This is a genomic window from Mycobacterium sp. (genome assembly GCF_035506235.1).
Lineage (GTDB): Bacteria > Actinomycetota > Actinomycetes > Mycobacteriales > Mycobacteriaceae > Mycobacterium.
Genome location: NZ_DATJPU010000076.1, coordinates 26,552 through 41,537, shown reverse-complemented (window position 1 = coordinate 41,537; position 14,986 = coordinate 26,552). Strand labels below are relative to the sequence as shown.

The following is a 14,986-nucleotide window of genomic DNA, read 5'->3' as shown; positions in this document are numbered from 1 at the left end:
CCTACCCCCTTGGAGTCGCAGTTCCGACCATCCCCGGGGGTTACCCGCTGCAGCGCTGTGTCGAAACTCTCGTCAGCCAGATCGCCGGTGTTTGACCAGCACCACCGAGGCGAGCGGTATCCGCATCGGCTCTGGCGTGCTTGACAAATGTGCGCCGACCGCGGTCTGCAACCGGTCGGCGAACTCGCCCGCCCGCGGGTCGCAGGCGCCGCCGTCCAGGCCGCAGGCCAGCGCCGGGAAGAGCGCGGCCCGCGCGAATGCCGCCCACTGCGCGCCGAAAGCGTTTGCGTCGTCGTCAATTTGGTATCGCGCCCAGAATCGGTCCTCAGCGTTGTACATCTCGAGGTGCTCGATCGTCAAGCCTTCGAAGCGCCCGCTCGGCGCGAACGGGGCGCGAAAGTCCTTCTCGCTGCGGCCAAATATGGGAATGACCATGCGCCGAAGCTCGTCCTTGCCGAGCAGCCCGTCGAGCGCCTGATCGGCCAGCGCCGCGACGATCGCGTCGAGCAACGTTTCGAAGCCTGGCCTGCCGTCCTCGTCGCCACCCAGCGTCAGCACCACCAGCCGCCCCTCGGGGGCCAACTCGCGCCCGCGGAACGCCACGAAGTCGTGCCAGTCCGCGGCGGCCTGGTGGGAATAGGCGGCGCGGGCCGCGTCGTCAGCGCTGTAGGCGGCGTGCACATGATCGTGGAGCTCGTAGGGGATCCGGCTCACCCACTGGGTCGCCCACGACGTCCAGCCGAGGTTCACCGTCTTGGACGGCACGATCTGGCCGTAGAACGACCGGCCGATCGCCGAGGCGAAACTCGTTGTGTCCGTGTGCAAATAGCTATCCGGGTCGTCGGCCAGGGTGTGGAACAGCGCCGTGAAATCGTTGTGCGGGACGTCGGTGTGGGCGACCAGGATCGCGTGGTCCTGACGGGTGCGCCGGCGCAGCACCGCGATGGCCGCCGACAACGGCTTCAGCGAGTTGTGCCCGTTGGCGGCGCCGTAGTCGGCGATGACGATCGGCTGTGGGGGCGCCGGGAGCGGCACCTGTTCCGCGGCCCGCTCGAACAACGCGATGGCTCGCGCCAGGCCGGCGGCCTGCAGCCGCGACGACTGCGTGTAGTTGGCGCTTTCGGTCGGCTCGGGCCGGACGACGATGCTCGACTCGGGCAGACGAGGTTCCGGCCGCATGCACCCAACGATAGTCAGTCAGCCGTCGGGTACCTCACGCCGGTGAGCTGCTCGGACAGCTCCCACAGCCGCCGGCAGTCGTCCTCGTTGCGCGCATTTGCGGGCACCTTGGCCGGTCGCACGCCGCCGCCGGCCAGCTCTTGGAACCCGCGGGGCCCGTAGAACGCGCCGCCCTCGGCGTGCGGCGCGGCGGCCGCGTACAGCGCCGGCAGGATGCCCTCGTCGATCTCCTGCCACAGGAACGGCGTGAAACGCCAGGACGCCTTGTACAACCGTTCCATCAGCGCGGGCTTTTCGCGGCCGTGCGAGGGCCCGGCGATCTGCAGGTTGGTCTTGGTCAGGCCGGGGTGCGCGGCGTTGGACACGATGCCCCAGCCGCCCGCGCGGCTGCGCCGGTCCAGCTCGAGGGCGAACATCAACACCGCCAGCTTCGACTGCCCGTAGGCCGACATCGCCGCGTAGGACTTCTCGAACTGCGGGTCGTCGAAGTGGATCTTGCCGCTTTGGCGCGCCGCGATGCTGCTCAGCGAGACGACGCGCGCCTTGTCGGCGGCGCGCAGCAGTGGCAGCACGTGCCCGGTGAGGGCGAAGTGCCCGAGATGGTTGCTGCCGAACTGCAACTCGAAACCGTCGGCGGTGGTGTCGCGTTCCGGTGGGGTCATGACGCCGGCGTTGTTGATCAGGATGTCGATCGGGCGCCCCTCGGCGTTGAGCTGTTCGCCCAGCGCGGCGACCGAGGCCAGCGACGACAGGTCGAGCGCCTTGATGGTCAGCTTCGCGTCGGGGACCGTGGCGCGGATCTCCTCGATCGCCTTTTCCCCTTTCGCCCGGTTGCGGATCGCCATCACGACGTCGGCTCCGGCGGCCGACAGGCGCCGGGCGAGCCCGAACCCCAGGCCGCTGTTGGCGCCGGTGACGATCGCCAGCTTCCCCGACAGGTCGGGCACCGTGGCGACGAGATCGTTGGCCATGCGTACAACTCCTTTCGTGTGCGCCCCGTCATAGTGTGCTCTTTGTGTCGGCTCGTCGACAGCGCCTCCGTGGCTGGGCCGCGGCGTTGGTCGTCGGCGCGCTGCCCGCCCTCGCCTTTCCCGCGCCGTCGTGGTGGTGGCTGGCCTGGTTCGGCCTGATCCCGCTGCTGCTGATGGTGCGGGCGGCGCCATCCGCATGGGAGGGGTCCGTGCGCGCCGGGTTGGGCGTCGCAGGGTTCGTGCTGGCCACCCAGTACTGGCTGGCGCCCTTCGTCGGCCCGTTGCTGGTGGTGTTGGCCGCCGGCTTCGGGTTGCTGTGGCTGCCGTGGGGCTGGCTGGCGCATCGGTTGTTGTCCCCGCCCGCCGGCCAGGGGCGAACGGCCGCCGCCGTGGTGGTGTTGCCCAGCGCGTGGGTCGCGGCCGAGGTCGTGCGGTCCTGGCCGCCGCTGGGTGGTCCGTGGGCGTCGCTGGGTGCGTCGCAATCGGGCCAGCCCGTCACGCTGGCGTCCGCGTCCCTGGGCGGGGTGTGGCTGACGAGTTTCCTTGTGGTGGCGGTCAATACGGCTCTGGCGGCTGTGATCGTGCACCGCGGCGCGTCGGGCCGGCTGGTCGCGCTGGCCTGCGCGACGGCCTGCGCGGCTTTAGGTCCGGCTTGGTACGGGCTGGGACCCGCGCCGGCCGGTGGCCCGGTGGTGCGGGTGGCGCTGGTGCAGCCCGGCGACATCGCCGACTCCGGCGCGCGCCGGGCCGCCGGCGAGGAGCTCACCGCTTCGGTCGCAGGTCAGCGTCCGGACCTGGTGGTCTGGGGGGAAAGCAGCGTGGGATCCGATCTGACCGGCCACCCGGAGGTTTTGGCGCGCCTCGCCGAGCTGTCCCGGCGGGTGGGCGCGGACCTGCTGGTCAACGTCGACGCGCCCGCGCCCGGCGGCGGGATCTACAAGTCGGCGGTGCTGGTCGGGCCCGGCGGATGGTTGGGCAGCTACCAGAAGACCCGGCTGGTGCCGTTCGGCGAATACGTCCCGCTGCGAACGCTTTTCGGCTGGATCACCCGCCACAGCCGGGCGGCCGCCGAGGACCGGCAGCGCGGGACGGGGCCCGTCGTGTTGCGCGCCGGCGCCCTGCCGGTCGGGCCGTTGGTGAGCTACGAGACCCTGTTCTCCGACCTCGCCCGGCGGGAGGCGCAGCTCGGTGCCGCGTTGTTGGTGTATCAGAGCTCCACCTCGTCCTTCCAGGGGAGTTGGGCGCAGCCGCAGCTGGCCGCCCAGCCCGCGGTGCGCGCCGTCGAGGTCGGCCGCCCGGCCGTGCACGCCGGATTGTCCGGCGACAGTTCGGCTTTCGATGCGCGGGGCCATCGGTTGGCCTGGTGCCCGTCGGGCTTCCGGGGCGTGACCGTGGTGAGCGTGCCGTTGGGATCGAGTGTCACGCCGTATCAGCGGCTGGGGGACTGGGTGCCGGTGCTGGCGTTCGTCGTCCTCGGATTCGCGCTGTTGCGCTGGCATCGCCCGGCCCGCGGTGACACACTGCCTGGATGAACGGCAGACGGCTCGCCAAGGTTTCGCTGGCCGCCGCCGTCGTGCTGATGGTCGTGTCGGTGGGCGGCTTCATCGTCGCGCAGGTGCTCAGCGCGTTCGTCCTGGACAAGTACAACGCCTACGGCGAGGTGCCGGTCCCGGGAACCGGCAGCGTGTACCTGCCCGCCGGCGAGGTCACCGTCAGCCTGCACACCGTCGTCGTCGGCAGTCCCAACGCCGGCCTGCCGGTGCCGCCGCTGGGCATCACGATCGCGCCGCCCGACGGCGTGGCGCAGCCCGCGCTGAACGAAAGCATCGGCAGCACAACGACCGTCAACAACGACGCGCACGTGCGGGTGTGGGTGGCCGAGATCCCCGCGGGCGGCAACTACAACGTCACCACCGACGGCCAGGTCAACGGATACATCAACCCGCGACTGGCCTTCGGCCACGAGAGTTCCCACGGCTTTTTGGTGTGGTGGTTCGTCGGCCCGTTCGTGGTCGGACTGGTCGGTTCGATCCTGTCCGGCTTGTGGCTGAGCCGCACCCGGCGCCGGGCGGTGGTGGCGGCCAACCCGTACTACCAGCCTGCGGTGCCCGTATCGCGGGCGGCCCCATTCGAACCCAGCGACGAGGGGGTCCGCCTCGAGCGGCTCAAAACCCTTGCGGCGCTGCGGGATTCCGGGGCGCTGACCCCCGGGGAGTTCGAGGCCGAGAAGCGCCGGATCCTGTCGGGGAACTAGGCGGGCTTTGTTCGGCGAGCGTGCGCCCCGCCGGCGACGCAACCCGTCGGCATTGAACTGGTGGATAAGAAGCAGGCAGCGGTGGTCTGTGACCATGAGTCGCAGGTGCAGATGAGTGTCCGGCAGCAGTCGACTCGCGCGGACCCTAGGATGTCGATCCCGACCGCGATACGATCTGCCCTGACAGCGTGGACCGATGACGGTCCGACCACCACCTGGTTGACAGCGGGAGCTGGCTCATGTCGCACGTGACCGCGACGCCGCACATGTTGGCGGCTGCGGCCGGGGATTTGGCCTCGGTCGGTTTGACGATTAACGAGGCCAATGCGAACGCAGCAGCCGGGACCGCGGGAATGCACGCTCCGGGCGCCGATGCGGTGTCGGCGTTCGTAGTGGCGCTGTTTGCCGCGCACGCCCAGGCCTATCAGGCCGCCGGCGCCCGCGCGGTTTTCTATCACAACCAGTTTGTGCAGGCATTGCGCGAGAGTGCGGGAACGTATGCCAATGCCGAGGCCGCCAACGCATCGCCCCTGCAGAAGGTGGCGGACATGGTCACTGCATCCAGCCGGGCTTCCGCCGGGCACCTGATCGGCAACGGAGCGAATGGGGCGATGGGTACCGCGCAACATGGCAGCGTTGGCGGGCCGTTGCCCACCAGCGGCGGCGCCAGCGGGCCCAGCAGCGGCAACCCGGTGGGCGGCGGGCTCGGCGCATCCGGCGGGGACGGCCGCCCGGCCGCGCCCGGTGGCCCACAAGGCGCCAATGCCGGCGGCGGCGCTAACGGTGTCCCTACCGGGGATGGCGGTGCACCGGGGGGCGCGACCAACGGGGGCGGGGTCGCTGACCCGGGTGGCGCTGGTGGCGGAGCCGTCAGCGCCAGCGGAGCCGGAGCCGCGGCCGCCAGCGTCCCGGCTGCCTGGGGGCCTGCGGTGCCGGCGGCGCCGACTGGCCCAGTGGTGCCGCACGTAGCGACAGCGCCGGGGGTGCCCGCCGTCATGGCGGGCGGCTACCCAGCTGCGGCGGGGTTGGCGGGGCCCGGCGCAGGCGGCCTCAGCGGCGATTCCGCCGCCATCGGCGGCTTGGGTGAACCGGCGGCACCGGCGGCCTCCGCCGTGGCGGCATCCCCGGCGGCGGCGCCTGCGATACCAACGGCACCCAAGGGGCAACCGCTGCACCAGAGCAACCCGGCGCACCCGGGCGATGCGGCGCACCCGGCTGATACCGATCGCGACAAACCGGCAGTGCCCCTTCCCCTGCTAAGGCTTCGCGTACCAAGCTTGCGGGCGTTTCGCCGAAATATGCGGTCGGGGCTTCGAGATAAAGACGAATGGCGGGAGGAACTTCGCGAGGCTGCCAGGAGCAAGCCGTGGGGACGCGAGGAACTTCTGGGCGCTCTGGGCCTTCGACCGCCCGGGAATGCATGACGGATCGCGTCGTCATCCTGCGCGGGGCCGCATAGCTGGTCGCCGGCAACACGCCCGATGCCGAGGCCAACGGCCAGTGGTTTCAGTGCCCCCGGGCCACCCATTCCTCGTAGTGCACGATCTCGTCGCCGACGGTGGTGCTGTCGCCGTGACCGGTGTGGACGACGGTGTCGCCGGGCAGCTTGCCCAGCCGCTCCGAGATGGACTGCAGGATGGTCGGGAAGTCGGAGTAGGAGCGTCCCGTCGCGCCCGGGCCGCCGGAGAACAGGGTGTCGCCACTGAACACGACGCCCAGGTCATGCACGTACCAGCACACCGATCCGGGTGAGTGGCCCGGGGTGTGCAGCGCCGTCAGCTCGGTGCCGGCGATGCTCAACGTCTCACCGTCGGACACGCTGCGAAAATCTTTGTCCGGGTGAGTCATTCGCCACAGCACCTCGTCGCCGGGGTGCAGCAGCACCGGTGCGTCGAGTGCCTTACCCAGTTCGGGAGCAACCGTGACGTGGTCGTTGTGGCCGTGCGTGCACACCACGGCAACCACGTGGCGGCCTCCGACAGCCTCGACAATCGGCGCTGCGTCATGAGCGGCGTCGAAGATCACGACATTCGAATTGTCGCCAATAAGCCAGACGTTGTTGTCGACTTCCCAACTGCCGCCGTCCAGTTCGAAGGTGCCGTGCGTGACTACCCGATCGATGGCCACCATTACAGGATCACCACCGAACGCAGCACCCTGCCGCCGTGCATCTTGTGGAAGGCCTCCTCGACGTCGTCGAGCCCGATGCGCTCGGAGACGAACTTGTCCAGCGGGAGCCGGCCCTGCAGGTACAGGTCGATCAGGGTGGGGAAGTCGCGTTCGGGCAGGCAGTCGCCGTACCACGACGACTTCAGCGACCCGCCGTGGCTGAAGAAGTCCAGCAGCGGCATGTCCAGGCGCATGTCGGGCGTCGGAACCCCAACCAGCACAACGGTTCCCGCGAGGTCGCGGGCGTAGAACGCCTGCTTCCACGTCTCGGGTCGGCCCACGGCGTCGATCGCCACGTTGACGCCGAAGCCCTCCGTGAGGTCCTGGATGGTCTTGACGACGTCGAATTCGCGGGCGTTGACCGTGTGGGTGGCGCCGAACTTGCGCGCCCAGTCCAGTTTCGTGTTGTCGGTGTCGACGGCGATGATCTGCCTGGCCCCGACCAGCGCGGCCCCCGCGATCGCGGCATCACCCACACCGCCGCACCCGATCACGGCGACGGTGTCGTCGCGGGTGACCGCCCCGGTGTTGATCGCGGCGCCCAGCCCGGCCATCAGGCCGCAGCCCAGCAGGCCGGCGACCGCCGGGTCGGCCCGGCGGTCGACCTTGGTGCACTGGCCCGAGTGCACCAGCGTCTTGTCGCCGAACGCCCCGATGCCCAGCGCCGGGGTGAGCTCGGTGCCGTCGGTCAGCGTCATCTTCTGCCCGGCGTTGAAGCTGCTGAAGCAGTATTGCGGCCGGCCGCGCTTGCAGGCCCGGCACTGACCGCACACCGCGCGCCAGTTGAGGATCACGAAGTCGCCCGGCTCGACCGCCGTCACGCCGGGCCCGACCGCCTCGACCGTGCCGGCGGCCTCGTGGCCGAGCAGGAACGGGTAGTCGTCGTTGATGCCGCCCTCGCGGTAGGTCAGGTCGGTGTGGCACACCCCGCAGGCGATGACGTCGACCAGCGCCTCACCGGGCCCGGGGTCGGGGACGACGATGTCCACCAGCTCGACGGGTTCGCCCTTCTTGCGTGAAATCACTCCGCGCACTGTCTGACTCATGCGCTACAAACTACGGTGTACCGTCGCTGACCATGACGGCACCCGAGACCGCCCCCGAGACCGCGGAGGAATTCGCCGGACGCATGGTCGCGGCCATCGACGGCGCGAGCCTCACGATCCTGGTGAGCATCGGGCATCAGACCGGTCTGCTGGACACCATGGCCGGGCTCCCGCCCGCCACCAGCGCGCAGATCGCCGAGGCCGCCGGCCTCAACGAGCGCTACGTCCGGGAGTGGCTGGCCGGCATGACCACCGGGCACGTCGTCGACTATGACGCCGGCACCGCCACCTACTCGTTGCCCGCGCACCGGGCCGGCCTGTTGACCCGCGCCGCCGGCCCGGACAACCTGGCCCTGGTGGCCCTGTTCGTACCGCACCTCGGCGAGGTCGAGCAGAAGGTCATCGGCTGCTTCCGGGAGGGCGGCGGGGTGCCGTACAGCGAATTCCCCCGCTTCCACACGCTGATGGCCGAACAGAGCGGTGTGGTGTACGACAAGGCGCTCGTCGACGTCGTGCTGCCGTTGGTCGACGGCCTGCCCGAGCGGCTGCACGCCGGCGCCGACGTGGCCGACTTCGGGTGCGGCAGCGGTCACGCGATCAACGTGATGGCCCGGGCGTTCCCGGCGAGCCGGTTCACCGGCATCGACTTCTCCGAGGAGGCCATCGCGGTCGGCGTCGAGGAGGCGGCCCGCCTCGGGCTCGCGAACGCCACCTTCGAGAGCCACAACCTGGCCGAGCTCGACGCGGCGTCGAAAACAGACGCCTACGACGTCATCACCGTGTTCGACGCCATCCACGATCAGGCGCAGCCGGCGCGGGTGCTGGAGAACATCCATCGCGCGCTGCGCCCCGGCGGCGTCTTCCTGATGGCCGACATCAAGGCGTCGAGCCGGCTGGAGGAGAACGTCGGCGTCCCGATGAGCACCTACCTGTACACCGTCTCGCTGATGCACTGCATGACGGTGTCGCTGGCGCTGGACGGCGCCGGGCTGGGCGCGGCCTGGGGCACGCAGCTGGCCAGGTCGATGCTCGCCGACGCCGGGTTCGGCGACGTGCGGGTTGCCGAGATCGAGTCGGACCCGATCAACACCTACTACATCGCCAGGAAGTGATGGCAGCTCTCACTGCTCTGGAGGCCATCTCCGACTGGCCGGTGACGGCCGCCGCCGCCGCGGTCGTCGGGCCCGCCGGGCTGCTGGACACCCACGGCGACACCGAGCGGGTCTTCGAGCTGGCGTCGGTCACCAAGCCGCTGGTGGCGCGGGCCGCGCACGTCGCGATCGAGGAGGGCGTCGTCGAGCTGGACACCCCGGCGGGCCCGGCCGGCTCCACGATCCGCCACCTGTTGGCGCACGCGTCGGGCCTGGCGATGCACTCCGACCGCGTGCTGGCCAAGCCCGGCACCCGGCGGATGTACTCCAATTACGGCTTCGCGGTGCTGGCCTGGACCGTGCAGGCCGAGTCGGGGATCGAGTTCGGCCGCTATCTCGCCGAGGCGGTGTGCGAGCCGCTGGGCATGGCGAGCACCCGGCTGGACGGCGGCGCCGAGGCTGCCGGGTTCGGGGCGACGTCGACGGTCGACGACCTGGCGGCCTTCGCCGGCGACCTGCTGCGCCCGTCGACGGTGTCGGCGCAGCTGCACGCCGAGGCCACCTCGGTGCAATTTCCCGGCCTGGACGGGGTGCTGCCCGGTTACGGCGTGCAACGGCCCAACGACTGGGGCCTGGGTTTTGAGATCAGGGACGCCAAGTCGCCGCACTGGACCGGGGCGCGCAACTCGGCGCGAACGTACGGCCACTTCGGCCAGGCGGGCGGCTTCATCTGGGCGGATCCCGGGGCGGACCTGGCGCTGGTCGTCCTCACGGATCGCGATTTCGGCGACTGGGCGCTGCAGCGGTGGCCTGCGCTTTCGGACCGAGTTCTGGCCAAGTGATATTTGGCCACTCCGCACACTAGCGCAACAGGGGTATCACAGGGCACAATAGACACGCAGGACACAAAAATATCAGCATTTCCGCAAGCTATCTCCGCCTCGAGCGGTCCACCAGGTCGTTGGGGAAGACGTCCCTCGTGGAACCGAAGGAGCAGGAGATGCGTGCGTCGAACCAATTTGCCGACGTGACGACAGGCGTGGTGTACGTCCATGCCTCGCCCGCGGCGGTATGCCCGCATGTCGAGTGGGCGTTGTCATCGACCCTGCAGTCCAAGGCCAACCTGGTCTGGACACCGCAGCCGGCGATGCCCGGGCAACTGCGCGCGGTCACCAACTGGGTCGGGCCGGTCGGCACCGGCGCCCGGTTGGCCAACGCCCTGCGGTCCTGGTCCGTCCTGCGATTCGAGGTCACCGAGGACCCCAGCCCCGGAGTCGACGGCCACCGGTTCAGCCACACCCCGCAACTGGGCCTGTGGAGCGGGTCGATGAGCGCCAACGGCGACATCATGGTCGGCGAGATGCGGCTGCGCGCGATGATGGCCCAGGGCGCCGACACACTGGCCGCCGAGCTGGATTCGGTGCTGGGAACCGCGTGGGACGAGGCGCTCGAGGTCTATCGCGACGGCGGCGACGCCGGCGAGGTGACCTGGCTCAGCCGCGGCGTGGGCTAACGTCTCCGGACGTCTCCGGACGTCTCCGGATCAATAGGCGACTTTCAAACCCGGTAGCGCATGCGCTACCGCAATCGAAGATCCACTAATGGTCTGCAGAGGTCCGCGGCCGCAGAATCTGGAGCGCGGCGGGCACCGCCGAGATTTCTGCGGACAGCGCGCACGCGAAGTCGCCGTCGGCGTAGACGTTGATGCCGGGGCACTCCACGTGGATCGATGCGGCGCGCGCCGTGGTCACCTCGTCGAGGTCCACGTGCGTGCCTTTCATGACGGTGGGGAACAGCCGGACCAGCTTCGTCCGGGACGCCGAATGGGCCATGGTGATGTCGAGCAGGCCATCGGTGGGATCGGCGTGGGGACAGATCAGCAGCCCGCCGCCGTAGCTGCGGGTATTGCCGAAGGCCGTGAGCGTGATGTCGGCGTCGATCTCCCTGGTGCCGTCGAGCACCATCCGGAACGGCAACAGCCGCAGCTGTGACAGCTCGGCCAGCATCGCGACGTAATAGCGCAGCCGCCCGTGCGGCCAGCTCATCCGGTTGGCACGATCGGTCACCAGGGAGTCGAAACCGGTGGCCGCGACGGTGCCGAACCACTTCTCGGCACCACCGGCGTCCCGAATCAGGCCCAGGTCGATGGTGTCCGTCCAGCCGTCGGCGACGATGTCCGCGGCGGCCCCGGGATCCTTTGTGGGAATGCCGAATTCGCGGGCGTGGTCGTTTCCGGTGCCGGCCGGGACGATGCCCAGCGGAACGTCGGTGCCCGCCAACACCTGCAGGGCGTTGGAGACGACCCCGTCACCGCCGGTGACCATGACCGCGTCGGTTCCCCTCTCCAGCTCGGCGCCGACGAGATAGCGCGCGTCTTCGGCGTCGTCGCCGATGATTTCGGTGACCTCCACACCCCGCTCGTGCAGCCGCGCGATCGCGACCTGCGCCGCGCGGATGGCGGCGCCGTGTCCCGAGACGGGATTGGTCAGCGCCGTCACCTTGCCGATTTCGCGCTTAGGCATGGCGGGTCACGGAATCAGCTTGCCGGGGTTCAGGATTCCCGCCGGATCGAGCGTCGCCTTGACGGCGCGCAGCACTTGGACGCCCAGTTCGCCGACCTCGTCGCGCATCCAGGGCCGGTGGTCGGCGCCCACGGCATGGTGGTGGGTGATGGTCCCCCCGCCGGCGACGATCGCATCCGAAGCCGCCGCCTTGGCGGCCCGCCATTGCTCGACCGGATTTCCCCGCTGCCCGGCGACGATGGTGAAGTACAGCGAGGCGCCGGTGGGGTAGACGTGCGAGATGTGGCACATCACCAGTGCCGGGGTGCCGGTCTGCCCCAGTGCGTCCGTAAGCGCTTGGGTGACAGCGGCTTTGAGCGTGGGGACGTTGGACCAGTCGGTGGCCGTCTCGAGCGTCTCGCAGAGCGCGCCCGCGGACAGCAGCGAGTCGCGCAGGTACGGCGCCCCGAACCGGCCCCGCTCCCAGGCCTGGGCCGGTCCCTCGCCCAGCGACGTGCCGCCCCGTGCCGCCAGCAGGGCGCTGGTCTCGGCATGCCGGCTCTCGACGTGCTCCTTGGTGCCCTCGAACACCGTGATCCCCAGGCAACCGCCGGTGATCTGGCTTTCGCCGATCGCCTCGGTGGTGGCCAGGTTGACCCCCGTCTCGACCTCGTCGGAGAGCCGGATGACCGTGGGGCCGGTGCTGGTTTGGGTGACGGCGCGCAGGGCGGCGGAGCCGGTCTCGAAGTCGGGGAACGACCAGGCCTCGTAGCGCACGGCCTCCGGGATGCGATGGACCCGCAGCCGGACCTGGGTGATGACGCCGAAGGTGCCCTCCGAGCCGAGCACCAGCTGGCGCAGGTCGGGGCCGGCGGCGGATTCCGGTGCGCGGCCGAGCTCCAGCGTGCCGACCGGGGTGACCATCCGCACGCCGCGCACCATGTCGTTGAAGCGGCCGTAGCCCGCCGAGTCCTGACCGGACGATCGCGTCGCCGCGAAGCCGCCGATGGTGGCGTACTCGAAGCTCTGCGGGAAATGCCCGAGCGAAAAGCCTTGGGCGCCAAGCAAGCGTTCGGCGTCCGGTCCGGTGACGCCCGCGCCGAAGACGGCCTGGCCGGAGGCTTCGTCGAACTCGAGGAGCTCGTTCAACCGGCGCAGGTCGAGTGACACCACGGCGCCGAACTCGGCGCGGGTGGGGTCGAGCCCGCCGACCACGTTGGTGCCGCCGCCGAATGGGATCACGGCGATGCGGTGCTCGGAGCAGTAGCGCAGGATCGCGGCGACGGCCTCGTCATCCCCGGGCAGCAGCACGGCGTCGGGCGCATCCTGGATGCCGGAATCCTTGCGCCGCAGCAGGTCGAGCGTGGACTTGCCGCCGGCGTGCAGCAACCGGTCGCGGTCATCGGTGCGGCAGTACTCGGCTCCGACGATGCGGGCCAGCGCGTCTTTATCGGCCGGCGACAAGTCCGACGGGCGCAGCCGCACCTGGCCGGCGTCGAGTTCGGCTTCGCCCGAATCCTGCAGCCCTACAGCCTGTTTCAGCAGCGAGCGGATCCCCTGGGACAGGGGCTTCGCCGCGGCGGGATCTCCCCACGCGTTCCATTTCATCGGCGGGAGGAGGTCCTCGGGGTACGTCATGCGTTACAGTATTACACATGCTGTCAATCAGTAACGCGCCATCGGACACCGGGGACCGGATCCTGGCGGCGGCAGCCAGCTGCGTGGTCGATTTCGGCGTGGACCGGGTGACCCTGGCCGAGATCGCCCGGCGGGCGGGCGTCAGCAGGCCGACGGTCTACCGCCGCTGGCCGGACACCAAGTCGGTCGTGGCGGCGCTGTTGACCCGGCACATCACCGGTGTGATGCGCGACGCGCCGCTGCTCGGCGAGGACCGCCAATCCCTTGTGCGACAGATCGTTACGGTGGCCGACCTGCTGCGCCGCGACCAGCTGGTGATGTCGGTGCTGCACTCCGAACTCGCGCCCATCTACATCACGGAACGCCTCGGGGCCAGCCAGCAGATGCTGATCGACGCGCTGGCCGAGCGGCTGCGGGCGGCCCAGCGCCACGGCAGCGTGCGTGCCGGCGATCCGCTGCAGATGGCCACCATGGTGCTGCTCATCGCGCAGTCGACCATCCAGTCCGAACGGATCGTCCGGCCGATCCTTGACGCCGACGCGCTGGCCGCCGAACTCGCCCACTCGCTGAACGGGTACCTGTCGTGAAGTCCACCGCGTTGAACGCCGCGCGCCGCGCCGCCGACTTGAATGCCCTCGCCGACGGCGCCCCGGTGGACGTCGTGGTGATCGGCGGCGGCATCACCGGCGCCGGCATCGCCCTGGATGCAGCCTCGCGGGGCCTGCGGGTGGCGCTGGCCGAAAAGCACGACCTGGCGTTCGGCACCAGCCGCTGGAGTTCCAAGCTGGTCCACGGCGGTCTGCGCTACCTGGCGAGCGGCAACGTGGGCATCGCCCGGCGCAGCGCCGTCGAACGCGGAATCCTGATGACGCGCAACGCCCCTCATCTCGTTCACGCCATGCCGCAGGTGGTGCCGCTGCTGCCGTCGATGAGCCGCGCCAAGCGCGCGTTGGTGCGCGCCGGGTTCCTGGCCGGCGACGCGTTGCGGGCGCTGGCGGGCACGCCGGCCTCGACCCTGCCCCGATCGCGGCGGGTTCCGGCGCACCGCGTCGTGGAGATGGCGCCCACGGTTCGACGCGACGGCCTCGACGGTGGATTTTTGTCCTACGACGGGCAATTGATCGACGACGCCCGGCTGGTCACCGCGGTCGCGCGCACGGCGGCACAGCACGGCGCCCGCATCCTGACCTACGTCGCGGCGTCCGAGGCCACCGGCACCTCGGTGCGCTTGACCGACCGGCGCACGGGTCAGTCGTTCGACGTGTCGGCCCGCGCGGTGATCAACGCGGCCGGGGTGTGGGCGGCCGAGATCGACGGTTCGTTGCGGTTGCGGCCCAGCCGCGGTACACACCTGGTCTTGGATGCCCGAATGCTCGGGAATCCGACTGCGGCCCTGACCATTCCGATTCCCGGTGAGCTCAACCGCTTCGTGTTCGCCATGCCCGAGCAGCTGGGCCGGGTCTACTTGGGCCTGACCGACGAAGACGCGCCCGGCCCGATCCCCGACGTGCCGCAACCGTCCGGGGAGGAAGTCGCGTTCCTGCTGGACACGGTGAACACCGCGTTGGAAACCGCGCTCGGCACGGCCGACGTGATCGGTGCCTACGCCGGCCTGCGGCCGCTCATCGACACCGGTGAAGGCCGCACGGCCGACGTGTCGCGCGAGCACGCCGTCATGGAGGCGCCGTCCGGCGTCATCAGCATCGTCGGCGGCAAGCTGACCGAATACCGCTACATGGCCGAGGATGTCCTGGACTACGCCGTCGGCCGGCGGGGCTTGCGCGCGGCCGACTGCCGGACCCGCAACCTGCCGCTGATCGGGGCGCCGGCCAACCCGGGGGGTGCCGTGGGGCCAAGCGTCGGGCTGCCGGCGTCGCTGATGGCGCGGTACGGCGCCGAGGCGGCCAAGGTCATCGCAAGCGCGACGTGCGACCGTCCGGCGGCGCCTGTCGCCGAGGGCATCGACGTGACCCGGGCGGAGTTCGAGTACGCGGTGACCCACGAGGGCGCGCTGGATGTCGGCGACATCGTCGACCGGCGGACCCGCATCGGCTTGGTGGCCGGGGACCGCGAGCGGGCGGTTGCCGTGGCGGGGGAGTTCCTTGCTGGAGGCATGAAGTGATAGACGCTATCATTT

The 14,986-nt window shown here is 70.3% G+C and carries 14 protein-coding genes; 8 read left to right on the top strand and 6 right to left on the bottom strand.

Annotated elements, in window-relative coordinates:
• Window positions 1-72 precede the first annotated feature (72 nt).
• Complete coding sequence (locus VMD50_RS06960) at window positions 73-1,179, bottom strand: class I SAM-dependent methyltransferase (RefSeq protein ID WP_325426170.1); 1,107 nt, start codon at window positions 1,177-1,179, stop codon at window positions 73-75.
• Between the two features lie 14 nt (window positions 1,180-1,193).
• Entirely contained in the window at window positions 1,194-2,150 is a 957-nt protein-coding gene (locus tag VMD50_RS06955; RefSeq protein WP_325426168.1) for an SDR family oxidoreductase, read from the bottom strand.
• A gap of 86 nt (window positions 2,151-2,236) precedes the next feature.
• On the opposite strand from VMD50_RS06955, the gene lnt reads away from it, so the two are divergent.
• The 3 genes from lnt to VMD50_RS06940 all read left to right on the top strand — a co-directional run bounded on the left by lnt (window position 2,237) and on the right by VMD50_RS06940 (window position 5,828).
• Window positions 2,237-3,682, top strand: a complete 1,446-nt coding sequence (gene lnt / locus VMD50_RS06950; RefSeq protein ID WP_325426253.1) for an apolipoprotein N-acyltransferase — start codon at window positions 2,237-2,239, stop codon at window positions 3,680-3,682.
• The gene (locus VMD50_RS06945) at window positions 3,679-4,404 is read left to right on the top strand and encodes an SHOCT domain-containing protein (protein ID WP_325426166.1); all 726 of its coding nucleotides are present in this window, start codon (window positions 3,679-3,681) and stop codon (window positions 4,402-4,404) included. The genes lnt and VMD50_RS06945 overlap by 4 nt, the downstream gene beginning before the upstream one ends.
• Before the next feature lie 239 nt (window positions 4,405-4,643).
• Entirely contained in the window at window positions 4,644-5,828 is a 1,185-nt protein-coding gene (locus tag VMD50_RS06940) for a PE family protein (RefSeq protein WP_325426163.1), read from the top strand.
• Window positions 5,829-5,910: 82 nt separating this feature from the next.
• Here VMD50_RS06940 and VMD50_RS06935 read toward each other — a convergent pair whose 3' ends face one another.
• Entirely contained in the window at window positions 5,911-6,534 is a 624-nt protein-coding gene (locus VMD50_RS06935) for an MBL fold metallo-hydrolase (RefSeq protein ID WP_325426161.1), read from the bottom strand.
• Window positions 6,534-7,619: an S-(hydroxymethyl)mycothiol dehydrogenase gene (locus VMD50_RS06930; protein WP_325426159.1), complete on the bottom strand. Its 1,086-nt coding sequence runs from the start codon at window positions 7,617-7,619 to the stop codon at window positions 6,534-6,536. Before VMD50_RS06930 ends, VMD50_RS06935 begins: the two co-directional genes overlap by 1 nt.
• A 32-nt stretch (window positions 7,620-7,651) precedes the next feature.
• On the opposite strand from VMD50_RS06930, the gene VMD50_RS06925 reads away from it, so the two are divergent.
• The 3 genes from VMD50_RS06925 (at window position 7,652) to VMD50_RS06915 (ending at window position 10,223) form a co-directional block, all read left to right on the top strand.
• Entirely contained in the window at window positions 7,652-8,731 is a 1,080-nt protein-coding gene (locus tag VMD50_RS06925) for a class I SAM-dependent methyltransferase (protein ID WP_325426158.1), read from the top strand.
• Window positions 8,731-9,552, top strand: coding sequence for a serine hydrolase domain-containing protein (locus VMD50_RS06920; protein ID WP_325426156.1), 822 nt, complete (start codon window positions 8,731-8,733; stop codon window positions 9,550-9,552). Before VMD50_RS06925 ends, VMD50_RS06920 begins: the two co-directional genes overlap by 1 nt.
• Before the next feature lie 158 nt (window positions 9,553-9,710).
• Window positions 9,711-10,223: a DUF3145 domain-containing protein gene (locus tag VMD50_RS06915; protein ID WP_325426154.1), complete on the top strand. Its 513-nt coding sequence runs from the start codon at window positions 9,711-9,713 to the stop codon at window positions 10,221-10,223.
• 85 nt (window positions 10,224-10,308) lie between these two features.
• On the opposite strand, the gene VMD50_RS06910 is transcribed toward VMD50_RS06915, so the two are convergent.
• Both VMD50_RS06910 and VMD50_RS06905 read right to left on the bottom strand, forming a co-directional pair.
• The gene (locus VMD50_RS06910) at window positions 10,309-11,232 is read right to left on the bottom strand and encodes a diacylglycerol kinase (protein WP_325426152.1); all 924 of its coding nucleotides are present in this window, start codon (window positions 11,230-11,232) and stop codon (window positions 10,309-10,311) included.
• Between the two features lie 6 nt (window positions 11,233-11,238).
• On the bottom strand, window positions 11,239-12,819 hold the full coding sequence (locus tag VMD50_RS06905) for an FAD-binding oxidoreductase (protein WP_332844539.1): 1,581 nt from the start codon (window positions 12,817-12,819) through the stop codon (window positions 11,239-11,241).
• 47 nt (window positions 12,820-12,866) lie between these two features.
• Between VMD50_RS06905 and VMD50_RS06900 the strand changes: the two genes are divergently transcribed.
• Together VMD50_RS06900 and VMD50_RS06895 are read left to right on the top strand one after the other, a co-directional pair.
• Window positions 12,867-13,436: a TetR/AcrR family transcriptional regulator gene (locus VMD50_RS06900; protein ID WP_325426148.1), complete on the top strand. Its 570-nt coding sequence runs from the start codon at window positions 12,867-12,869 to the stop codon at window positions 13,434-13,436.
• Window positions 13,433-14,971: a glycerol-3-phosphate dehydrogenase/oxidase gene (locus tag VMD50_RS06895; RefSeq protein ID WP_325426146.1), complete on the top strand. Its 1,539-nt coding sequence runs from the start codon at window positions 13,433-13,435 to the stop codon at window positions 14,969-14,971. The genes VMD50_RS06900 and VMD50_RS06895 overlap by 4 nt, the downstream gene beginning before the upstream one ends.
• Window positions 14,972-14,986 lie beyond the last annotated feature (15 nt).